We start from the raw sequence: 23,859 nt of genomic DNA, 5'->3' as shown, positions 1-23,859 counted from the left end.
TTCTGTTTAAAAAGTGAAAGTTTTGAAAAGTGAAGTGAGTGTAAGTGTTAGATTTTTAGTGTTTTAGTGTTTTTTGAAAAATGTTACATAAATAAATGTTTTTGCGAAGTCCAAATTTAAGTTAAGATGAAGCACGTGTTAAATTTGGATTAATCAATTATAGATCATCACATGAACAAAAACACGGTATTAGCTTGGTCCTTTGTAGTGGCTTTAGGCGGATTTTTATTTGGATTTGATACAGCGGTTATTTCGGGAGCAGAAAAGGCCGTTCAGGAGCACTGGCATTTAAGTGAGTTTCAGCATGGACTGACAATGGCCATCGCCTTGATAGGGACAGTTGTCGGCGCAGCATTAGGTGCACTGCCTTCCGATAAATTAGGCCGTAAAAATACCTTATTTGCTGTTGCAGCCCTTTACTTTATTTCAGCGATTGGTAGTGCACTGGCGAATGACTGGACGATATTTATTTTATTCCGCTTTTTGGGTGGCATAGGAGTTGGCGTCTCTTCGGTAACGGCACCAATCTATATATCAGAAATCTCCCCGGCAGCATCTCGTGGTAAGTTGGTAGGGCTTTTTCAATTCAACGTTGTATTAGGTATTTTGATAGCCTATTTGTCCAATTATTTTATCGGTCAGGTTGGCGAAGAGTCCTGGCGCTGGATGCTGGGGGTACAGTGCTTTCCGTCGTTGTTATTCTTCTGTTTGATCTTCCTCATTCCGGAAAGTCCGAGATGGTTGCTGCTGCACAGGGGGAATTTGGCCGAGGCAACACGGATTATGAAAAAAATTAATTCGGATGGTTACGAGCTGGAGATTTCAAAAATTCAGGAGTCCAAAAACAATTCCACAGGAGAAGGCAAACTCTTCGTTCGCGAAAATGCCAAACCTATTTTATTGGCCTTTTGTTTTGCGCTGTTCAATCAAGTTTCAGGTATCAACGCGATTATATATTATGCGCCCCGCGTATTTGAAATGGCTGGCCTGGGCTCGCAGAGTTCATTGCTTTCGACAGTAGGTATAGGGGTTGTCAATTTTATTTTTACGTTGCTGGCGATCAATTTCATCGATAAGGTAGGCAGAAGAAAATTAATGTTGGTGGGCTCGATCGGGCTGATTGTTTCATTGGCACTCGTTTCCCATGCTTTTTATACCAACCAGACGACGGGTTTTGCGATCACAATCTATCTAATGAGTTTCATTGCCTTTTTCGCATTCTCGCAAGGTGCAGTGATTTGGGTGTTTATTTCGGAAATTTTTCCGAACGACGTACGTGCCAAAGGGCAGACATTTGGGAGCTTGACGCATTGGGTGATGGCGGCGATTATCACTTTTTGTTTTCCGGCCTTGACGGAAATGCTCGGCGGCGGCGGTACCTTCTTGATCTTTGCCCTATTTATGGTGCTGCAGCTTGTTTATGTGCTCAAGTTTATGCCGGAGACAAAAGGGAAATCATTGGAAGATCTTGGGCATACCATCAATCTACATTAGTCTTTAGCTGGACTACACCAATAGGTGTCGGAGTAGCCATGACGCGACTGACGCCTATCGAAAGTTATTTAATCAAAGACAATGTGATAGCATGTTGTGTGTATCTATTGTCAACATTGAATTTAAAGGGAAATATAATAATCAATTTGTTACTTGGTTTTTGGCGCTCAGCTGAAGCTTTGTATAAAAAGGAGAAAATATGAAATACGGAGATAAATCAATACAGGGTATTTGTTTTGGCGAGGTTCTTTGGGACAATCTTCCTACAGGTAAAAAATTAGGCGGTGCGCCTTTGAATGTGGCTTATCACCTCAATAAATTGGGGGTTAAGACACGTATGCTAACGCGTATAGGGCGTGACGATAATGGTTACGAGCTGCGCAACGTATGTGAAGATCTGGGTATCCCGACCGATTTCTTCCAGTACGATGACTTGTTACCAACTTCAACAGTAGAGGTTTCGATCGATGCAAAACGCGACGTGCATTACGATATCGTTTATCCTGTAGCTTGGGATAGAATAGCGGTGGACAATGTTGTTCTTGAGGCAGTTGCGGCGGTGGATTTTTTGGTGTATGGCAGTCTGGCCTGTCGGGATGAAGTAAGTTTTCAAAGCTTGCTATTATTGCTGGAAAAAGCCCGCTTCCGGGTGATGGATGTCAACCTGCGTACACCTTATTTTGGTCCGGAAAAATTACATACACTGTTGGGATACGCTGATTTTGTGAAAATGAATGCCGAGGAGCTGCATGTTATTTCCGACTGGAATGGCGCGACGGATGCCTATAACGATCAGCAGCGTGTAGACTTGATCATGGAGCGTTTTGCAGTTCAGGAGGCAATTGTAACCTATGGTGCAGATGGAGCGGTATATCATTATAAAAAAGACAATATCAGTTATCATTTTCCCGCCTTGAAAGTTCAGGTAGAGGATACCATCGGAAGTGGTGATTCTTTTTTGGCGGCTTTCCTGACCAAAAGGTTTCAGATGCAGGAAGGTGTTCAGCTGGAAGAAGTACTGGAATTTGCGGCCACCTTAAGTGGATTTGTGACACAGAGTCGGGGGGCTTGTCCTGAATATAACGATGAGGTCATCAATCGATTCCAATGGTTGCATCCGATCTTCAATGGAGCTCAGAAGCAACAGTAGGTAGACTGCTTCTTTACGAAGCAGTCTACCCGCTATCATAATCAAATAATCAATCTAAATCATTAACCATTTACTTATAACCAATTATGTTTACAAGACAGAAAGCAATGCTGCTCCCGTCTTTGGCACTTTTTTCTGTTGTCGCATTTGCGCAACAGACTGAAATCCGGGGAAGAATTACGGATAGTGGGACAGCAGCACCTATAGTAGGGGCATCTTTAGTGGTGAAGGGAACCACAATAGCCACCAAGACAAATGAAAAGGGAGAATTTGTCCTTCAGACTTCGGGCAATCAGGGTACATTGGAAATAAGCTATGTCGGCTATGCCTCCCAGGCGATTGCTGTAGCAGGAAGAAAGTTCCTCGATATTCAGCTTGCGCCTACCGAAAAAGGGCTCGATGAAGTGGTCGTTACAGGATATCAAACAGAACGGAAGAAGGATTTGACGGGTGCAGTGAGTGTTGTTAATGTTGCTGAGATGATGAAGGCTCCGGAAAATAACCCGATGAAAGCGCTGCAAGGAAGAGTAGCTGGTATGACAGTAACTTCGGATGGTAGTCCGAGTGGAGCGGCAACAGTGCGTATGCGCGGAATCAGTTCCATCAACAGTAGTCAGGATCCCTTGTATGTCATTGATGGAACCCCCACACAGGGAGGAATGCATGAACTCAATTCGAATGATATCGAAAGTATTCAGGTTTTAAAGGACGCTTCTTCGGCGAGTATCTATGGCTCACGTGCAGCGAATGGTGTTATTGTTATCACGACAAAAAAAGGAAAGATAGGTGCCCCTAAACTTACAGTAGACGCCTATGCCACCAGTACGCATTTTAATAATCGCATGAAAGTGCTGGATGCCCAACAATATGGTCGTGCATTGTGGCAGGCCACCATCAATAATGGTGGAAACCCCAACGGAAATAATATTGGTTATCAGTTTGAATGGAATAACAACGCAAATGGCGTACCTCAGCTCAATACTGTTTTTGTTTCCAAGTATATCGACCGTGAACATACCATGTACGCTTCCGATACCGATTGGTTTAAGGAAGTTTCAAAACCGGGATTGCAACAATCTTACAATGCGACATTAAGCTCCGGTACAGAAAAATCCAGTTCCTTTTTCTCCTTAGGTTATTTGCACAACAATGGGACACTCCGTTACACGGATTTCCAGCGGATATCAGCCCGTATGAATGCCGATTATAAATTATTCGATGGACGCTTGGTGGTGGGCGAGAATTTTACGGTAAACAATACCGGTGAAGTGCAGGTACCGGGCGACGTGCTTGACCTTTCGTTAAAAGCATTGCCCATTATTCCTGTCCATACAGTAGATGGAATAGGATGGGGGGGGCCAGCATTGGGGATGAACGACCGCCATAATCCCATGCGAGTACTTTACGACAACCGGAACAATAAATATAATTATTGGCGGTTGTTTGGAAATGCCTATGCCGATCTACAGCTTATAAAAGGTCTGCATGTCCGCACCAGTTACGGTTTGGACTATAGTAATTTTTACAAACGTAATTTGGAAGTATCCTATCGTTCGGGATTTATGAATAGCAGCCGGAGTGGGGTTAATATGGAACAGTCCCATGGGATGAAGTGGACTTGGTCCAATACGGCGACATATCGGAAAGAGATTGATAAACATACCTTAGATGTGCTTGCCGGTATGGAAATGAACCGTCAGAATGATATCAATTTTAATGCCTATACTGCCGGAGATGGCGCCTTTTCCATAGAGACACCTGAGTATATGTGGCCAGGTGTGAGTACGGGCACAGCGGCAGTAGGCGGTGGCTCTACGGGATTCTCGCTGTTATCCTATTTTGGAAAGGCCAATTATTCCTATGATGACCGCTATCTGGCTTCCTTCACCGTGCGACACGATGGCTCTTCCCGCTTCGGTAAAAATAACCGCTTTGCAACTTTCCCGGCGGTAACAGCGGGGTGGCGGATTTCGTCCGAGCGTTTTATGGCAAGTACAAAAAACTATATTTCGGACCTCAAGCTGCGTGTTGGATGGGGGCAGACAGGTAACCAGGGCATAGGCAATCTGGCTACCTATGCACTGTTCGTCCCCGAATATGGTGTTGCTGATCCCACATGGAACATCGTGGATGGCACAGCCTACGATCTCTCGGGCGCTGGAACGGGAAAATTACCGTCGGGATATCGCAAAATCCAAACAGAAAACAATGACCTGAAATGGGAAACCACAACGCAGACGAATATCGGTTTGGACTTTTCATTGTTTAATCAAAGTCTATATGGTTCGATTGACTGGTATGTCAAAGCAACCAAAGATATGTTGATCAATCCAGCCTATATCGGTGTGGTCGGAGAGGGCGGTTACCGTTGGGCGAATGGTGCCTCCATGGAAAATAAAGGTTTGGACCTATCGGCCGGATATCGCAATAAAACATCGTTTGGACTGGATTATGATGTGATGGCTGTGTTCTCTACCTATAAAAACAAGGTGACACATTTGCCCGAAGCGGTAGAAAACTCTTATGGAGGTCGTCAGGGAGATAATATTATCGGCCGGCCGCTGGGATCATTCTATGGCTATGTCACCGACGGTATTTTTCAGAATCAGGACGAAGTGGATGCGCACGTCAATCAGACCGGTAAGGGGATAGGACGTTTACGTTACGTCAACGTCTATGATGCGGACAAGCAGATTACGGATATGGACCGTACTTGGATCGGTAGTCCACATCCTGATTTTTCCTATAGTCTCAATATTGTGCTGAAATATAAAGGGTTTGACCTATCGGCATACTTTCAGGGGGTACAGGGGATAGATGTCGAAAACTGGCTGAAAAAGCAAACAGACTTCTGGAGTGTGGATGACGTCAATTCCAATAAAGGCCTGCGGTTGCTGAATGCATGGACACCACAAAATCCAACGTCAACAATTCCGGCCTTACAAACGACAAACAACAATGACGAGGGCCGCCTGTCAAATTACTTTATCGAGAATGGATCTTATATGAAACTCCGGAATCTGTCTCTGGGCTATACCTTGCCAACAGCAACAGCCTCACGCCTGCGTATGAGCCGGCTAAGGATCTATGTGACCGGTCAGAACCTATTTACCGTTAAGTCAAAGAATTTTACAGGTGTAGATCCTGAAAATGTAGGTTGGGGGTATCCAATTCCAACGACCTGGACAGCCGGGGTAAATATTGGATTTTAAAAAGGGGAGAAATAAGGCTATAAACTTATAAATAATTTATACGGATGAAAAAAATAACCACTAAAATAGCGATACTTATGGTTCTTGCTGGACTACTTCCAGGATGTACCAAATTTTTGGATCAAACACCCAATGGTGTGTTGAGCTCCGATCAGGTTAAGGAGCCAGAACGATTATTGACAGCGACCTATGCCGCTTTGGGCAATGATCATTATGATGTCCCTTTTAGCTTATGGCCCTATGGTACGGTTCGGTCGGACGATGCTTATAAAGGCGGATCGGGACCACAGGATATCCAGACCTTTCATTTTCTTGAGGTCTCAAATAACATTACAACCAATTTCGCGGAGTTGGATAAATTGTGGTTTCAATTGTACGTTGCAATTTCGCGTGCCAATACAACAATCAAGACCATACAGGAAATGGACAATTTCGACGGGAAGGAAGAAAAACTGGGTGAAGCACGCTTTCTTCGGGGGCATTTTTACTTTATGCTCAAGATCCTTTTCAAATATGTGCCTTATATCGATGAAAATGTACCGGTAGACAGCTATGAAACCGTATCGAATAGAGCCCTAAGCAACGATGCACTATGGCAAAAGATTGTAGCGGATTTTCAGTATGCGGTAGATCATCTTCCTGCTGTGCAAACGGAGGTCGGTCGGGCCAATCGTATCGCCGCTGCGGCTTATCTCGCCAAAGCTTACCTGTATAAGGGATACCGTCAGGACAATGCCGAACGTAATTTGGTGACGGGTATCGATGCGGGAGATTTGGAAAAGGTTGTACAAAATACGGATATTGTGCTTTCATCTAACCATACGTTGGAAACCGACTTTGCATTTAACTTCTTGCCGGGTAAGTATGAAAATGGGACAGAAGCGCTGTTTTCAGTTCAGTTTTCAAAAGATGACGGGACAAAATTTGGACGTGTTAACTTTTCTGATGTGCTATCTGTACCTATGGGGGTGGGCTGTTGTGATTTCAATAAACCGAGTCAAAGCCTTGTCAATGCGTTTCGCACAACGGGTAAAGGTCTACCACTGGATAATTATAACGCGTTGAATAGCTTTAATACCTCCGAGAAGTATGACCCGAGGTTATTCCATACAGTTGCAATCCCGGGCTTACCGTACAAGTATAGTAGCAAAAGAACATACGAAGAAAGCTGGAATCGTAATCCGGCGGAGTATGCTGTTTATGCCTCGTTAAAAGAAAATGTAGATCCCGACTGTGATTGTTTCGTTCCGATGGTTCCCTTCTATGCGAATACAAAGAATCGAATTTTATTGCGCTTTGCCGATGTGCTGTTGATGCGGGCAGAGGCGCTTATCGAGCTGCATCGTTCGGCTGAAGCATTGCCATTGATCAATCAAGTGCGTACGCGCGCTAAAAATAGCACCTCACTTACGGGATATGCAAATGATAAAACGCTGATCGAAACGTACAAAAATGGAGATAATATTGTGTGGACCGAAGAAAATGCCCGGAAGGCGTTACGTTGGGAAAGACGCTTGGAGCTTGCAATGGAAAATGGAAGATTCTTTGATCTGGTACGTTGGGGAATTGCAGACCAGGCTATGAATGCTTATTATGATGTAGAAAAGTCACGTCGATCTTATTATTCCTCGGCACATTTTACAGCAGATAGGAATGAATATCTGCCGATTCCCGAAGCACAGATCAGATTAAGTAAGTATTTGTACAAACAAAATCCAGGCTATTAAACAGGCATTTATTGTTGAACGATTAGCATAACCAATTATTCCAATGAACACATTAAACAATTATATAAAAGTAGGGATTACCATCCTGTTTATCGGGCTTCTCGCGGCCTGCAAGCGTGATGCTGAGAGTACACTCAATTTGAGTGCAGATGTAGATGTACTTTCTTTCAAGGTCGGCAATACCATTGGGAAAGTAGATCAGGCAAAAGGTACCATTCTTGTCATGGTTCCTGAAGGTACAGATCTTTCGGCGGTGGCTCCGACAATTGAATTGCCCAGCAATGCAAAGGTTTCTCCAGCTTCAGGCATCGCCCAGAATTTTTCATTTTCTAGCACAACACCGATTACTTACCGTGTGTTTAATGGTAATCTATTTAATACCTACCAAGTAACCGTCAAAGAAATCAAAGCAGAAATAACGGCATTCCGCATCGGAGAAAAAGCAGGGATCATTGATCAGAAAAATAAAAGCATTAAAATTTACCTACCCCTGGGGACAGACCTAAAGAACCTATCACCTGTGATAGAATTTACAGCCGGAGCAAGCATAACGCCCAATCAGAGTGGGCCCGTAGATTTAAGTTCCCCCATAAAATACAGCCTTGCGTATATGGGGCAGACTTTCCAATACACGGTAACTGCCCTATTGGGTACAGAACCCAAACAAATCCTTATGATTTATAATGGCGAAACCAGCGTTCCACATTTCGATGGGTTAGGGGTGAGTACGGTAGATTCACCTTATCCCAATCCGAAAACCACTGGAATTAATGCAACACCCTTCTGTGCGTCTTTTGTACGGGACAATAAAACTGGTGAAGGCTGGCACGGTGGAGCGCTCTGGAATGCAAATAAAGTGACGATCAATCCGGCAGAATACGGGAGTTTCTCGATGATGGTATTGAAAGATGTTGCTGGTGATGTGCAATTGGAGATTCAATCGGATGGCGAACAGAATAAAGATTGGTTGCGTGCCAATTATTCGAAAGATCATGTCGGTGAGTGGCAAGAATTGGTTTTTCAGATTCCTGCCGGAAGAAAAGCTATAATTAACAATATATTGGTAATGCCACATGAGCATCCTAATGGACAGCCCGTGGTATTTCCTACCCAACGGATGTACTGGGACGAATTGAAGGCATTACCTAAAGAGTAATCGAATACAAACAAAACAAGTTATTATAAAAGCAAAAATGATAGCTAATCAGGGATTAATAGAAAGATTTAAATCATGAGACCAAAGACGTATTTGCTTCCGACAGTATTCTTGCTAAGTTTGTTGACAAGTTGCAAGAATGGGGACGAGAGTTCGACAGGGCTGGATAGGCCCATGGAAATACTGCCTGTGGATAGTTCTACGGTATGTATTTCGGGGCAGGAGGCGGGCCCTTATCAAAGGTTCTACAGACCCCAGCAGGGGTTTGTGGGCGATCCCATGCCTTACTACAATGTCAACGATAACAAGTTCTACTTGTTTTATCTGTATGAAAATGCCAACAGGCATCCGATTTATAGTACGCGGACAAGTGATTACGGTACATTTGAGGGCTATACCGAAGTCTTGTCGTCGGGTGCTGTGGGGAGTCAGGATGAATGGATCGGAACAGGAAGTTTTATTAAAAAAGGAACATTGTATTACTGTTTCTATACCGGTCATAACAATGTTTTTACGCCTGCGGAAAAGATTATGTTGGCTACGTCAACTGATTTAATGAATTGGACCAAGCAACCAGCAATGGCGCTGCAGGCTGCAGCGGGCTATGATCAAAATAATTTTCGTGATCCACAGGTTTATTGGGATGAAGGCCGCAATGCCTACGTCATGTTAGTCACGACACGAAAAGACGGAAAAGGAACGCTGGCACGTTATCAGTCGACAGATTTAAGCAGTTGGTCAATGATTGAACCGCTCGTTGCGACCACAGGGACAGTAGAGAAATATGGAATCGAAACAGATGCAGAACTATTGGAATGCCCGGATTTATTTAAAATGGGCAATAAATGGTATCTCTTGTTTTCGCGGATCAACCGGGATGAACATCGAAAGACATTTTATCGTGTTGCGGATTCTCCGGATGGCCCTTGGACGATCTGTCGGGATAGCGAAGGACATCATGAAACCTTCGACGGACGCTATCTCTATGCGGGCAAAACGGCTAGCGACGGTACGACACGTTATCTTTCGGGATGGTGTTCAACCGGGCAAACAGTAAATAATAACAACGAACTGCCCTGGGCTGGAAATTTAATTTCACACCAGTTGGTTCAGGGAGCTTCAGGACGTTTATATCCTAAAATTCCGGAAGCCCTAAACAGTAAATTCAATAAGGAAGTCGCCTTTGAAAAGCTGAGCAATGTTGGTCAAGTTTCCGAATCGAATAAAACCTATAGTTTGACAGCGCAATCGGGCGGAAGAAGTTATGCACAATTTAACCGGAACACTTCATCCGTGAAAGTGACAATGACCATTGATGCTTCCCAATCCAGCAAATTTGGTTTTTCATTTGGCGCATGTGATGATCCGACCGAAGTATATAGCATTGCTTTTGATCTGACTTCATCCAATCGTTGGAACATGCCAGCACTGTTTATGAACAAGGAGGCACGCGATGGCGGCGGAAGCAAAACAGAACTCAATTTTACGCCACTTACAGTACCGACCAACCGGATTTTTAACGTGAAAATTATTATTGAAAAATCGATTGGTATCGTATATGTGAATGATCGTGTTGCTTTTACCAACCGGATCTATAAAATGGATCAAAACCCTTGGACTATTTTCGCGGATCAGGGAACAGTACAAGTGAATGGGTTGAAAATAGAAAAATCTTCCTGACAATTGAGACTATATTTGCCTATTGAAGCGAACAATAACCTAATTAGAAATGTAAACAAAAGAAAAATGATAAGATTAAAGAAATACGGTGTTTTGATGCTCCTGCTAAGTGTTTTTGGTACAAGTCTGGCACAGACGGGACAGCATAAACAAGGGGATCCCGAAGAAAAGTATCGCCCACTTTACCATTTTACCCCACAGCAGGGCTGGATGAACGACCCCAATGGACTGGTTTATCTGGACGGTAATTATCATCTTTTTTTTCAGCATAATCCCGAAAAACCCGTTTGGGGGCCTATGCATTGGGGCCATGCGATCAGTAAAGATTTAATCCATTGGGACGAGCAGAAGATCGCATTGTACCCCGATAGTTTGGGGACTATTTTCTCCGGTAGTGCTGTAATCGATAAAGATAACACGGCAGGTTTTGGAAAAGGTGCTATGGTCGCCATTTTTACCCATCACAATCATCAGGAAGAGGATCGAAAAACAGGATTGCATCAAAATCAAAGTTTGGCTTATAGTTTGGACAAGGGCCTTACCTGGACAAAGTATAAAGGCAATCCGGTATTGCCAAACCCTGGTATATGGGATTTCAGAGATCCAAAGGTGATGTGGCATGTGCATAGCCAGCGTTGGATTATGACCTTGGCTACAAAAGATTGTATTACTTTCTATTCTTCCAAAGATTTGAAAACATGGCAGAAGGAAAGTGAGTTTGGCAAAGAGGTGGGTGCCCATGGTGGTGTCTGGGAATGCCCTGATCTTATCCCCATGGATTACAAAGGAGCTACAAAATGGGTTTTGCTGGTGAGCATCAATCCAGGTGGACCCAACGGCGGCTCGGTGACACAATATTTTGTGGGTGACTTTGATGGGCATCAGTTCCGAACAGCGGATACTAAAATAAAGTGGTTGGATTGGGGCCCCGATAACTATGCCGGCGTAACCTGGAGTAACCTAGGGGATAGGCACCTGATGATTGGCTGGATGAGCAACTGGCAATATGCCAATGTGGTTCCTACCACAAAATGGCGTTCCTCCTCAACCATACCTCGTGTTTTATCTTTAGGAAAAGTTGGACAGTCGTTCTACGTTGCGAGTACTGTGCCCAAAGAAATTGATACCGCATTTCGTCCGCTAAAAAAATATCATGGCGGCGGAACGAAGGAAGTTTCGTTCGAGCAACATCTCCCACAAGCGTACCGTTTGGACCTCAAAGATTTGAAGCGGCAGGCTTTTAAAGTCATCTTATCGAATGAATCTGGTGACGAATTGGTTATTGGTTATCGTGAAGACCAAAATACCTATTATATCGATCGTTCTAAGTCCGGTGAAGTGTCTTTTAATGGAGAATTTCCAAAGACAGCTTTGGCAAAACGGCTGCAAAGTAAGGGAGCACTTTCTTTTAGTTTGTATGTTGATGTGAGCTCTGTGGAACTTTTTGCAGACGAGGGGCTAACGGTAATGACCAGTTTATTTTTTCCGAACAGGCCAATAACCAAGCTGCGTGTCGTGGGAGATAAAAAGCTGGAGTTTAAAGAACTGAGTATCTCCAAATTTAATACACAATAAGACTTAATTGCTTAAGAATATAAGCCTGTCCGACTTGGTTGGACAGGCTTTTTTTTTGCCTTTTGGACAGCCCTTTTGTTATCAACAAGTGTTCTTGAATAACTGATAGAAGATGTAAATGTAACAATCTTCTGTCTTTCAGTAATTTAATTTGAATTCATGTGCTTATTGATTAATTTAATGACCAAAATAATCAATTATGGACAGCGCTCAATAGTTATCTAATAAGTCTTTTGCGCATATTGGTATCAACCTAAACCAATGAGATATGTAAGGTTTGGTACTTGTCCAACTGATCCAATATTACACAATGTTAAATTTATCATTTCGTAGAAAAGAACTTCGTTTTTTTGTATTGCTATTGTGCTTAGGCCTTTTGTCTATGCAAGTAAAGGGGCAAAGTCATGTTAAGGACTTTAGTTTGAGTGATGGACAAAAAGTACTTTTTTTAGGCAATAGTATTACTTATGCGGGGCAATATGTCGCCATGACCGAAAGTCTATTCCTGAGCAGTCACCCGAAAAGGAAACCTCAGTTTATTAATTCGGGGTTACCAAGTGAGACCGTTTCTGGACTCAGTGAACCGAATCATGCCGATGGAAAATTTCCACGCCCTTGTCTATTTGATCGACTGGACAATGTGCTTGATAAAATCAAACCTGAGGTGGTTTTCGTCTGTTATGGCATGAATGACGGCATTTACCTCCCTTTTGATGCTATCCGTTTTGAAGCCTATAAAAATGGAATTATCCGTCTGCACAAACGTTTGGTCGATCAGGGCGTCAAACGCATCCTATGGATGACACCTCCAGTTCATGATGATCCGCAGCTTCGGCTCAATGGCTACAATAAAGTATTGGATCGTTATGCCGAATGGCTTATCGGCTATACTAAAATGCAGTCCTGGGAAATCATAGACCTGCATTTTCCCATGCGTCGCTATTTGGAAGCTGGGATCGAGAAAGACGCTCAGTTTAAGCTGGCTGCAGATGGGGTGCACCCCGGAGAGCTGGGGCATTGGCTAATGGCAAAGGAAATTGTACAGCACCTGATGCCTGATTTCCCTATTGAAAGCACATGGGATGACAATTTGCGCAATCAGCCAAAACTTCGCCAGTTATATACGCTTGTTTTGAAAAGGCAGACGATGATGAAAGACGCATGGCTAACCTATACAGGTCATAAACGACCTGGACTATCCAAGGGAATTCCAATAGAAGATGCAAGCAAAGCATATGCTGCTATTCAAGATGAAATTCAAGCGTTGGGTTTCTGATCGACGATAGCTTGTAATCCGAATAAATGAACTTTTATGTATAAATCTATATCATGATGAAAATCAATTTTTTTAAGTGGAAGTGTGCAGCAGCAGTGGGAATGTTGCTGTGCATGACCGATGTTGCTATTTCACAGACCAAATCGGCACCTTATGAAGGTGTTGCCGGTTGGCAGGAGACGCAAGATAAACGCATGGAATGGTTTAAAGAGGCCCGTTTTGGACTATTTATCCATTGGGGATTGTACAGTGCAGCAGGTGGTTCTTTTGAAGGGAAACAATATCCACAGCATTATGCCGAATGGATACAAACCTGGGGGAAAATTCCCAGTAAGCACTATGCTGAAGTACTGAAACCAAAATTTACTTTAGGTTCTTTTGATCCACAATCCTGGGCACGCCTTGCAAAAAAAACTGGAATGAAGTATATGGTGCTGACCTCCCGACACCACGAAGGCTTTAGCCTGTTCAATAGCCAACAGCCTTATGCCTTGAAAAATGATGTTACGGGTACGGCAAATTTATCGCCGAAAGGAAGAGATCTTTACCGCGAAATTATGGATGCTTTCCGTCAGGAGGGAATGAAAGTAGGAGCTTATTATTCGCTCCTGGATTGGCAACATCCCGATTCTTATGAGGCCTTTCAGCTGAACCCGAATGTGGATAAGCACCAGCCAGATCATGAACGTTACAAAGCCTATCTCTATGGCCAAATTAAAGAACTTGCACAAAATTACGGGCGGCTGGACATGCTGTGGCCCGATTTCAGCAGCAAACAGCATGAGGGGGAAGCCTGGGGGACAAAGCATATTTTGACAGATCTGATCAAATGGCAGCCCAATATTATTATCAATAATCGATTTTGGAACGGACTCGAAAATAAGAACGGTGATATCGGAACTCCCGAAAAATATATTCCACCAACAGGTTTGCCGGGTATGTACTGGGAGGTAAGCCATACCATGAATGAAAGTTATGGCTACAGTGCTCATGATCAAAATTGGAAAAGCTTTCCCAAGATCATGCAATTATTTGTGGAAACGGTGAGTAAAGGGGGCAATTTCCTGTTAAATGTCGGACCCGATGGTGACGGAGCCATTCCTGAACCTGCGGTGCGGATTATGGAGCAAATCGGGGAATGGATGAAGGTCAATGGCGAATCTATTTACGGTACCACCGCGAGCCCTTTCCAAGCCTTGGATTGGGGGTATTGTACCCAAAAAAATGGGAAGCTGTATCTGCATGTTTTTGATCGTCCGGCCGATGGAAAAATAAATCTGCCCATCAAAAATAAAGTGACGGCTGTCTACGCCCTAGCTTCACCTAAAATGAAGTTAAAATCCACTTTAGAAAACGGAAGACCAGCAATTCCTGTCGATATCTTCGACAGTAAGAAAGGACCGAAGGTTATTGTTGTCGAAATCCAGGGAAAGCCAATTGTTGAAGAAAGCCTGACCCAAACACAGGCAGATGGACGTATCGTGATGAACGCAAATAATGCAAAATTACAGGAAGGAAAGGGATTAAAAATTATTGGTGCACATACCCATGATCCAAACCGCCCGAACGCCATCGGTCAATGGAAAGACCTTGCGGATAAAGTTTTTTGGGATATCAAAATTCAAAAACCAGGGAAGTATCGTGTGCTCGTCAATTATCTGGCGAATAGCAAGCAGCACGGAAAAATTGTGCTCTCGATACTCGGACAGCAGCTCCCATGGACATTCGTCGCTGAAAAAGAAGCTAAATTTAAGGAGGTGGCTATGGGGAACATTGAGGTATCCCAGCAAGTAATTGGTGAGCCTAGTACGAAAGTGATTTTGCAGGCTACAGCCATCGAAGGCGATACTTTGCCAGAGATTGCTTCGATTACTTTGGTGCCGATTCAAGAATAAACTTTTTATAAGAAAAACTGAACAAATCATCCATACATAAACCATTTTGCCGTCAAGGACTGAGGAAGTACCAATAAAGACGAGCAGAAAAATAAACTATCCATAAAGAATGAAAAGAAGAGAATTTATAGCCAAGGGAATTGTATCCTCTTTGGCTTTTACAATTGTCCCGCGCGTTGTGTTGGGAGGCAATGGATTTCTTGCGCCAAGTGATCGTATCAATCTTGGATTTATTGGTGTCGGAAAACAATCCTATACCTTGATGAATGGCCTCAATCGCTGCAAGGAAATTGCAAGTCTGGCTGCCTGTGATGTAGACCGTAATAAGTTGGCAGCATTTATTGCGGCGACAGCGAAAAAACAAACGGAATTGTCAAAAGCACAGACCGAGATCAAGGCCTATCATCATTATCGGGAACTATTGGATCGGAAAGATATTGATGCTGTTGTCATTGCTACACCCGATCATTGGCATGCGCAGATTGCAGTTGATGCGGCTCAAGCTGGCAAAGATATTTATTGTGAGAAACCCCTTGCATTGACCATTGCCGAAGGTCGTGCAATGGTCGATGCAACCCGAAAATATAAACGTGTATTTCAGACGGGCAGCATGCAGCGTTCTTCCTATAATTTTAGACAGGCAGCAGAACTGGTTCTCAATGGCTATATCGGCAAAATCAAGGAAATCAATGTTTCTGTGGGCGAACCGGTCAAACAATGTGACCTTCCCGCTATGCCAGCCCCCGATTATCTCGATTGGGATATGTGGGTAGGACCTTCACCATATCGGGGTTATAATCCGATATTAAGCCCACCTTTAGAGGACGATAAATGGGCCTGGTGGCGTGGTTACCGTGATTTTGGTGGCGGTTACATCACCGATTGGGGAGCACATATGTTTGACATCGTGCAATGGGCCTTGGGTATGGATGAATCGGGCCCTGTTCAGTTTAATCCACCCAAGGAAGCCAATAGCAATAGCGGACTCTCGTTTAGCTATGCCAATGGCGTTCGTGTAAACCATGTGCAGTGGGGAGTACATAATGCGATCCAATTTATTGGTGAAAAAGGTAAGATTGAAGTAAGCCGCGAATTTATCCGCTCGAACCCGGAAAACTTGGCGAATCTTAAACTGACATCTTCTGATCGTCGTTTGTATTATAGTGATAATCACTATCAGGACTGGGTTGATGCGATCAAAAAAAGAAGTAAGCCTATCTGTGATGTTGAAATAGGTCACCGGACGAGCTCAGTGTGCAATGCCATCAATATTGCGTATGAACTTCAAAAGGATTTAAAATGGAATCCACAAAAAGAACAGTTCGACAATGACTATGCTAATCTCATGCGCAGTCGCCCTTATCGCGGGGAATGGGATTTTAGAAAGTTCTAGTAAAGAAAATGGGCGATTAATTGTGAACAGGCTTAGCAAAATACGCTAAGCCTGTTAAGCATGTCTCACAATTTTTTGATCAAATAGTGGGGAAAGATTCGTACCTGCTTCGTACCTTATTCGGATGCGATACAGATATTGTACAGGTGCTGAACAGATATTGACCAGACCCTGAACAGGAATTACTTGTTCAACTTTCGATCAATAGCCGTAGCAGGACTCTCCACATCCGAAGGTGGTACGAACACAATACGAAGACAACCCGAAGACAGCATTAGCGCTGTAGACACAAAAGGCCATATAAAACAAGTTTTTCTGTTAACAGAAAGCGGATGAAAGCAAGCATATTGGAATGATCATTTACAGGATTTGATCACTAGATCGCTTTTCTTATCGGGAGATAAAAAAAACATGGCCCGCTGATTTAAAACAAAGAGGACAAAAAGAAAATTTGCTATTCTGGATAGATAATTGCTTTATTTGTATCCAACAATTATTACATTCGAACAGCAAAGGGAATCTTGATATGTCGCAATTAACAATAGTAGATCTGGCCAAAAAGCTCGGCTTGTCAAAATCGACCGTTTCCCGTGCATTTCGGGATAACGTGGACATTAATCCAGCGACAAAAGCTCGGATTCTGGCTATGGCCGAAGAAATCGGTTTTTCGCCGAATGTTTATGCAAGTAGTCTAAAGGCAAATAAAAGTCTGACCATTGCGATTATTATTCCCGAATTTGGCAATAAATTTTTCTCGCAAGCCATCAAAGGAATTGAAGCTGTGGCGCGTTCCAAGGGCTATCATACCTTAATTTATGTGACGGATCATCTGGTGCAAAATGAAGCCTCAATCGTACGTTCACTTTCTAACGGGCGGGTGGATGGCGTTATCATTTCGGCTTCGGGTGAGGGTAAAGACCATTCGCATTTACAACTTTTGGCAGAGCGCGGCATTCCGGTCATGTTTTTTGACCGTGCATACGATGATTGGAAGGGGGGATATATTACGGGTAATGACTTTGATTCAGCTTACCTGGCAACCAAACACCTGATCGATAATGCCTGTAAACGGATCGCTTACCTCGCGATTAATCCGAATGTCTCCATCGGTAAGGTGCGTAAGGATGGTTACGAAAAGGCGCTGCAGGAAGTGGGGATTCCGATCAGACCAGCGCTTATTTTGGATACGGTCAATGATGCTGATCAGAATATGAAAGATATCGCCGACTTGATCGAACAGGAGAAACCCGATGCCATATTTGCCTCGGTAGAACGTCTTGCTATTTCGAGTATACGAGTCGCCAAGCAGCTCGCAATTCGTATTCCTGAAGATCTTAAAATTATTTGTTTTTCTTGTTTGGATATCGCCGATCTGATTGACCCGGCACTGAGCGTAGTGAAACAACCAGCCTATGAAATGGGGCAATTAGTAACAAAATACCTATTGGATAAGATGGAAGACCCCGAAAATAGTAAGTTTGCTAATTCGGTTTACCTTGATTCCCAGCTTATTTTTCAAAAATCTAGCCTGAAATAAGAAAAAAAATATTTGTTTTTTGTAATCCCATTATTTAGCTTTGATTACTTTCGGGAACATTCCCGAAAGTATTTAAATAATCAATTTTTATAAAATATTGGATAGGGAAATCCAGCAAATCGCCACAAGCGATTTCTTTTTACCTTGATTTCGGGAACGTTCCCAATTTCAGATTCCAAGTAAAGCTAATTATCGATGGGGAAGCATATCTCTCGTTTAATAGGGTATCTCTGGGTGATTGTCCTATTATCATCATGTGCAAATAAGAAAGATATCGTGGATGTCGAGCAACCTCCTGTTGTTGAACAGCAGGGATCTGGTTTGCTCAATCTTTCCGACCCATTTATCTATTGGGATCAGGAAATTACGTTTCAATTTGATCTTTCGAAAGGAAATGCGGCTTTAAAAGGTAGTACTACCGACCTGTACCTACACGCCGGATTGATTCCTGTCAATGGGGGCAGCTGGCAACATGTAGCAACAGATTGGTCAAAGAATGACAATGCTTATAAACTTAAATTTGTTTCTGCTGGTTTATATTCATTCACATTTACCCCCTCCAAATTTTTTAACCTGACTAATGGTGGGGAATTTGGTCAGATGGCACTTTTAGTCCGCAATGGTGATGGGTCGCTGGTCCAACGAAACAAAAATAATTCAGATCTATTTCTTCCTCTTGTAACGAGCAATACACAGGCCATTCGTTTTGTTTCGCCTACGCTGCAACCCACAGATCCAATTACCCTGGAACAGATGTACACCGTTGGAGATAATCTGAAGCTAAAAGTACAGGCAACGCAGTCCGGAAAAATCAGTATCTGGGACAATGGTTTATTGCTTGCTGAATCTTCTGCTGGGCTGTCATTACAAAAATCGCTCAGCCTACAAAGCAATGGCCTGCACGAGCTTGAAGCACGTCTTGAGGCTGGGGGCAAAATATATTTCAGTAAAGCACAGTTATTTGTGCAATCAAAACCTACCATCGCTGCACTCCCGATAGGCGTCAATGCAAACGGAACAACCATAAACAGGGAAAAAGGAGAGGTCAGTTTTGCGCTCACAGCGCCATTAAAAACGAGTGTGTATGTCTTGGGCGATTTTAATAACTATAAAGCATTACCAGCCTATGCGATGAGCCAGACACCGGATGGAAAAACCTGGTGGGTTACCGTATCGAATCTGGATTTCTCTAAAAAACAGACTTATCAGTTTTTAGTGGACGGTCAGCTGAATATCGCCGACCCCTATGCTGAGCTGATTCTTGATCCGCAAAACGACGCGGCACTCGGACTGACCGCGGCGGCTGTACCCGCTTATCCCGCTGCTGCGCAGGGAGTAGTTGGCGTATTGGATCTCCCAGCCAAGTCCTACTCATGGAAAACCACGCTATTTAATAAACCCGCTCAAGGTGATTTAGTTATTTATGAACTCTTGGTCCGTGATTTTGTCAAACAACATCAATATTCCACATTGAAAGACTCTTTGCCTTATTTAAGAAGGCTGGGTGTAAATGCGGTCGAGCTTATGCCTGTACAGGAATCGGAGGGGAATTCGACCTGGGGTTATAATCCTTCTTTCCACCGCGCTTTGGATAAATATTACGGCTTAAAAAACGACTTGAAAGCATACGTTGATGCTTGTCATGAAAATGGTATTGCCGTGATTTTGGATGTTGTTTTTAATCATGCTTTTGGTCAATCCCCGCTAGTACAGCTTTATTTTGAGCAGGGCAACGTAGCTGGCAATAGCCCTTGGTTCAATACGGTTGCCAAGCATCCGTTCAATGTTGGCTTCGACTTTAACCATGAAAGTAGTTATACACAGACTTTTGTTAAGGATGTTTTGACCTATTGGATGCAGGAGTACAAGATTGATGGGTTCCGATTTGACTTGTCTAAAGGGTTTACACAGAAAAATTCGGGTACCTCAGAAAGTGATTTAAGTGCATGGAATGCTTACGATGCGTCACGTGTGGCTATCTTGAAGCAATACCAGCAGCATATTCGCAGCATCGATCCCTCGTGTTATATTATTCTCGAACATCTTGGTGGAGATCAGGAAGAGGCCGAACTTGCGCAATCGGGGATGTTGCTATGGAACAACATGAATGCGGTCTTCAATGAGGCGGCAATGGGCTGGAATGCCAACAACGGCTCGGATTTAGGCAGATTATTCCCTTCGAGCCACGGCATGACACAACCCTCGTTTGTGTCTTATATGGAAAGCCATGACGAACAGCGGTTGCTGTTCAAATGCCTGAATTACAGCAATTCATCAGGTAGCTATAACATCAAGAACCTCAGTACGGCATTAAAACGTATGGAACAGGCCGCCGTGTTTTTATTGGCTTCGCCCGGACCTAAGATGATCTGGCAGTTTGGCGAATACGGCTATGATGTGTCTATCGATGAAAATGGGCGCACAGGCGAAAAACCATTGTTGTGGAGCTATCTACAGCAAGATGATCGCAAAAAGCTCTTTGAGACCTATGCCAAACTTACACGTTTCAAAACCAAAAATAGCATTTTCCAAAACGGGACGATTATCACATCGGCTATGAAAGATGCCGTTAAATATTTTGTTCTCGAAAAGGAGGGACAACAAGTAGGGGTACTTGGCAATTTTGGGGTAGAAAGTGTGGACTTTGCTTTGCCGGCAGCGTTGCAGGGGCAGTGGGTCGATAATTTTACGGGAAAAGAGCTCAATTGGTCAGGCCAGTCAAAATTGAGTCTCCTCCCTGGGCAGTACCAATTGATAAGCAAAACAAAACTAAATAAATAAACAGTTATTTTATGAACAAACAGCTATCACGTCCATTTTGGGCTCTGAGCATGCTACTCGGTGTAAGTGCTTCGGCATTTGCGCAACAGGCAACGCTAAAAGGGCGAGTAATGGACCAGAAGGGGAGTTCCTTGGTCGGTGCTACACTGCGCTTCGAGGAGATTCAAAAATCACTGTCTACCAATGCGAATGGGGATTTTAGCTTGGATAGACTACAAACAGGGAAATTACGTCTGAAAGTAAGTATGGTCGGATACGCGACCCTGGATACCTTGATCCAGGTCAACGATGGACAGCATCCGTTAAACCTTTACCTTAAATCCAATACCAGTGCACTGGAAGAGGTTGTGGTGATTGGTTATGGTACACAAAAGAAAAGTGACCTGACGGGTTCAATCAGTACAGTATCTGCAAAAGATTTTCAAAAAGGACAGATCTCCTCACCAGAGCAACTCATTATGGGCAAAGTTCCAGGCGTACAGATTACAACAAGTGGAGGGCAGCCGGGCGCAGGAAGCACCATCCGTATCCGTACCGGAGCTTCATTGAACGCCAGTAACGATCCGTTAATTGTCGTAGATGGAATTCCATTGGCAGGTGGTTCTGTATCTGGAGTAGCTAACCCATTAAGTTTGATTAACCCAAATGATATCGAGACATTTACAATCTTGAAAGATGCCAATGCAACAGCCATCTATGGTTCGCGGGCGTCAAATGGGGTTATTTTGATCACGACAAAAAAAGGCAGCCGCTCAGGAACACAGATCAACTTCTCTACACAGAATTCATTGGCTACCGTAGCCAATAAAGTAAAGTTGCTCAACGCCGATCAAATCCGCGATTATGTTAATACAAATGGTAGTGATGCCATGAAAAAGTTGTTGGGAACAGCAAATACCGACTGGCAGGATGTGATTTATGGCAATGCATTTACAACGGATAATAACGTTAACATTGCTTCCAAAGCGGGCAATATGCCTTACCGTATCGCTGCGGGCTATATGAACCAGGATGGGGTATTGAAAAATGATAACTTAAAACGAACTACTGCTGCATTGGCATTAACGCCAAAATTTCTGGACAATCATCTTTCATTGGATGTAAATGTTCGTGGTACCTGGTCAAAATCGAAATTTGCGACGCAAGACGCAATCGGAGCTGCCATTCAGTTCGACCCGACCCAACCTGTCTATGTGGATGATAAAAATAGTTTTGGTGGGTATTATGAGTGGATTCAGGGGGGGAAACCTAATCCCAATGCACCACGAAATCCTTTAGCCTTGTTGGATTTACGCAAAGATAATGGCGATGTGTTTAGAAGTATCGGAAATGCAAAGGTGGATTATAGTTTTCATTTCCTGCCGGAGTTGCATGCCAACTTAAACGTTGGATACGATCTGGCGCGTTCGAAAGGGAACACATTTACACCAGCGATAGCTGCACGTAATTTTAATGAAGGGGGTGAAAGAACTCAGTATAAAACCGATATCAACAATAAAACGCTGGAGTTTTATTTAAAGTATGATAAGGAATTACCTACAATCAAAAGTACGATAGACGCGACATTGGGCTATGGCTACTATAAAAATAGCAGTAAGGTTTATAATTTTAACCGTACAAATGCGGAAGGTGATAAGATCCTAAATGAACCAACGCGACCTTTTGATAAACCCGAAAACCTGTTGATCTCTTATTATGGGCGTCTGATTTATACCTATGACAACCGGTATGTTCTGTCGGGAACCTTGCGGTCGGATGGTTCTTCCCGTTTTAGTCCTGATAACCGTTGGGGATATTTTCCTTCTGTCGGATTTACCTGGCGCGCCAAAAATGAAGGCTTTTTAAAAGATATAGCTGCAGTATCCGAACTGAAGCTCCGTCTAAGTTATGGAAAAACCGGGCAGCAAGATGGCATCGCCAACTATTCTTATTTGCCTAATTATACCATCAGCGGCAACGAGTCGATGTATCGCTTTGGTGATGAATACTACTATTTAAATTCACCTGTGGCCTACGATAAAGACATTCGTTGGGAAAATACAACAACCTATAATGCCGGCGTTGATTTTGGCTTTAGCAACAATCGTGTCTATGGTAGCGTGGATTATTATTCGAAAAAGACCAAAGACCTGCTCAGCACGATTCCCGTTCCTGTAGGCTCTAACTTTAGCAATTTCCTATTGACCAACGTGGGTAACATGGAAAACCAGGGGCTGGAGTTTAATGTACACTTCGTCCCACTAAAAACAGATAATTCGACCTTGGACATCGGTTTTAACCTAACTTATAATAAGAGTAAAGTAACCAATCTGACACAGAGTGATGATCCAAACTTTATTGTAGAGACAGGTGGTATCCGTGGTGGTACAGGCGGAAATATCCAGGCGCATAAGGTTAATTTCATGCCAAACAGTTTCAATGTTTTCCAACAGGTATATGATGAACAGGGGCATCCTGTCGAAGGTGTCTATGTTGACCGTAATGGAGATGGCGTTATCAGCGATAACGATCGCTATCTGTATAAATCACCGTTACCGAAATATCTTTTGGGTTTTACGGCGGCATACAGCTACAAAAAATGGTCGGCAACAACGGTATTGCGCGCAAATCTGGATAATTATGTCTACGACAATGTTTCCTCTAATTTGGGAAGCGGGGCAAATATCAATGATCAGGCCGTTTTGGTGATCAATAATGCACCTGTGGATTTTTTTAATACCAATTTTCTGCTCAAACAGCTACGAAGTGATTACTACATCAAGAACGCTTCGTTTTTAAAAATGGATAATGTCAACCTGAGTTATAACCTTGGAAAATTTATCCGGAATAGTAACGCTTCAATGTCGATTTCTGCAACTGTACAAAATGTATTTACGATCACCAATTATAAAGGTGTTGACCCAGAGATATCTAACGGTATAGACGATCGCTTTTATCCGAGGCCAAGGACTTATGTATTGGGTGTAAATGTGAGTTTTTAAAC

At 43.3% G+C, this 23,859-nt stretch carries 13 protein-coding genes; all 13 read left to right on the top strand.

Translation table 11 applies throughout. From position 1 onward, the window contains the following. Nucleotides 1-171 precede the first annotated feature (171 nt). The 13 genes from GVK91_RS13395 to GVK91_RS13335 all read left to right on the top strand — a co-directional run bounded on the left by GVK91_RS13395 (nt 172) and on the right by GVK91_RS13335 (nt 23,857). A complete protein-coding gene (locus tag GVK91_RS13395; RefSeq protein ID WP_159729307.1) occupies nt 172-1,494 on the top strand; it encodes a sugar porter family MFS transporter in 1,323 nt (440 codons plus the stop codon). Nucleotides 1,495-1,693: 199 nt separating this feature from the next. After that, the gene (locus tag GVK91_RS13390) at nt 1,694-2,644 is read left to right on the top strand and encodes a carbohydrate kinase (RefSeq protein ID WP_159729305.1); all 951 of its coding nucleotides are present in this window, start codon (nt 1,694-1,696) and stop codon (nt 2,642-2,644) included. Nucleotides 2,645-2,730: 86 nt separating this feature from the next. Beyond that, nucleotides 2,731-5,856 carry a TonB-dependent receptor gene (locus GVK91_RS13385; protein WP_159729303.1) on the top strand — a complete coding sequence of 1,042 codons (3,126 nt, stop codon included), beginning with the start codon at nt 2,731-2,733 and terminating at the stop codon, nt 5,854-5,856. Nucleotides 5,857-5,900: 44 nt separating this feature from the next. Continuing rightward, nucleotides 5,901-7,583, top strand: a complete 1,683-nt coding sequence (locus GVK91_RS13380; RefSeq protein ID WP_159729301.1) for a RagB/SusD family nutrient uptake outer membrane protein — start codon at nt 5,901-5,903, stop codon at nt 7,581-7,583. Between the two features lie 43 nt (nt 7,584-7,626). Then, a complete protein-coding gene (locus tag GVK91_RS13375) occupies nt 7,627-8,739 on the top strand; it encodes a hypothetical protein (protein WP_159729299.1) in 1,113 nt (370 codons plus the stop codon). Nucleotides 8,740-8,814: 75 nt separating this feature from the next. Continuing rightward, nucleotides 8,815-10,419 (top strand): glycoside hydrolase family 32 protein, encoded by a 1,605-nt coding sequence (locus GVK91_RS13370; protein ID WP_159729297.1) that lies wholly within the window; start codon nt 8,815-8,817, stop codon nt 10,417-10,419. A 66-nt stretch (nt 10,420-10,485) separates the two neighbouring features. Continuing rightward, nucleotides 10,486-11,994, top strand: a complete 1,509-nt coding sequence (locus GVK91_RS13365; protein WP_200845614.1) for a glycoside hydrolase family 32 protein — start codon at nt 10,486-10,488, stop codon at nt 11,992-11,994. Nucleotides 11,995-12,304: 310 nt separating this feature from the next. Beyond that, nucleotides 12,305-13,270: an SGNH/GDSL hydrolase family protein gene (locus GVK91_RS13360; protein ID WP_159729295.1), complete on the top strand. Its 966-nt coding sequence runs from the start codon at nt 12,305-12,307 to the stop codon at nt 13,268-13,270. Nucleotides 13,271-13,323: 53 nt separating this feature from the next. Continuing rightward, complete coding sequence (locus GVK91_RS13355; protein WP_159729293.1) at nt 13,324-15,165, top strand: alpha-L-fucosidase; 1,842 nt, start codon at nt 13,324-13,326, stop codon at nt 15,163-15,165. A 109-nt stretch (nt 15,166-15,274) separates the two neighbouring features. Next, the gene (locus GVK91_RS13350; RefSeq protein WP_159729291.1) at nt 15,275-16,558 is read left to right on the top strand and encodes a Gfo/Idh/MocA family protein; all 1,284 of its coding nucleotides are present in this window, start codon (nt 15,275-15,277) and stop codon (nt 16,556-16,558) included. A gap of 526 nt (nt 16,559-17,084) precedes the next feature. Beyond that, the gene (locus GVK91_RS13345; protein WP_153845053.1) at nt 17,085-18,095 is read left to right on the top strand and encodes a LacI family DNA-binding transcriptional regulator; all 1,011 of its coding nucleotides are present in this window, start codon (nt 17,085-17,087) and stop codon (nt 18,093-18,095) included. A gap of 195 nt (nt 18,096-18,290) precedes the next feature. After that, nucleotides 18,291-20,876: an alpha-amylase family glycosyl hydrolase gene (locus tag GVK91_RS13340; protein ID WP_159729289.1), complete on the top strand. Its 2,586-nt coding sequence runs from the start codon at nt 18,291-18,293 to the stop codon at nt 20,874-20,876. Between the two features lie 11 nt (nt 20,877-20,887). Beyond that, nucleotides 20,888-23,857, top strand: coding sequence for a SusC/RagA family TonB-linked outer membrane protein (locus GVK91_RS13335; RefSeq protein ID WP_159729287.1), 2,970 nt, complete (start codon nt 20,888-20,890; stop codon nt 23,855-23,857). The last annotated feature ends 2 nt before the right edge of the window (nt 23,858-23,859 follow it).

The organism is Sphingobacterium sp. 18053 (assembly GCF_902706145.1).
Lineage (GTDB): Bacteria > Bacteroidota > Bacteroidia > Sphingobacteriales > Sphingobacteriaceae > Sphingobacterium > Sphingobacterium paramultivorum.
Note: the sequence above shows the minus strand (reverse complement) of the source record. Positions and strands in the feature narration are given on the sequence as shown.

What these genes read in the sequence shown, in the direction of transcription:
- GVK91_RS13395 (WP_159729307.1), top strand. Translation starts at nt 172, where the DNA reads ATGAACAAAAACACGGTATTAGCTTGGTCCTTTGTAGTGGCTTTAGGC.
- GVK91_RS13390 (WP_159729305.1), top strand. Translation starts at nt 1,694, where the DNA reads ATGAAATACGGAGATAAATCAATACAGGGTATTTGTTTTGGCGAGGTT.
- GVK91_RS13385 (WP_159729303.1), top strand. Translation starts at nt 2,731, where the DNA reads ATGTTTACAAGACAGAAAGCAATGCTGCTCCCGTCTTTGGCACTTTTT.
- GVK91_RS13380 (WP_159729301.1), top strand. Translation starts at nt 5,901, where the DNA reads ATGAAAAAAATAACCACTAAAATAGCGATACTTATGGTTCTTGCTGGA.
- GVK91_RS13375 (WP_159729299.1), top strand. Translation starts at nt 7,627, where the DNA reads ATGAACACATTAAACAATTATATAAAAGTAGGGATTACCATCCTGTTT.
- GVK91_RS13370 (WP_159729297.1), top strand. Translation starts at nt 8,815, where the DNA reads ATGAGACCAAAGACGTATTTGCTTCCGACAGTATTCTTGCTAAGTTTG.
- GVK91_RS13365 (WP_200845614.1), top strand. Translation starts at nt 10,486, where the DNA reads ATGATAAGATTAAAGAAATACGGTGTTTTGATGCTCCTGCTAAGTGTT.
- GVK91_RS13360 (WP_159729295.1), top strand. Translation starts at nt 12,305, where the DNA reads ATGTTAAATTTATCATTTCGTAGAAAAGAACTTCGTTTTTTTGTATTG.
- GVK91_RS13355 (WP_159729293.1), top strand. Translation starts at nt 13,324, where the DNA reads ATGATGAAAATCAATTTTTTTAAGTGGAAGTGTGCAGCAGCAGTGGGA.
- GVK91_RS13350 (WP_159729291.1), top strand. Translation starts at nt 15,275, where the DNA reads ATGAAAAGAAGAGAATTTATAGCCAAGGGAATTGTATCCTCTTTGGCT.
- GVK91_RS13345 (WP_153845053.1), top strand. Translation starts at nt 17,085, where the DNA reads ATGTCGCAATTAACAATAGTAGATCTGGCCAAAAAGCTCGGCTTGTCA.
- GVK91_RS13340 (WP_159729289.1), top strand. Translation starts at nt 18,291, where the DNA reads ATGGGGAAGCATATCTCTCGTTTAATAGGGTATCTCTGGGTGATTGTC.
- GVK91_RS13335 (WP_159729287.1), top strand. Translation starts at nt 20,888, where the DNA reads ATGAACAAACAGCTATCACGTCCATTTTGGGCTCTGAGCATGCTACTC.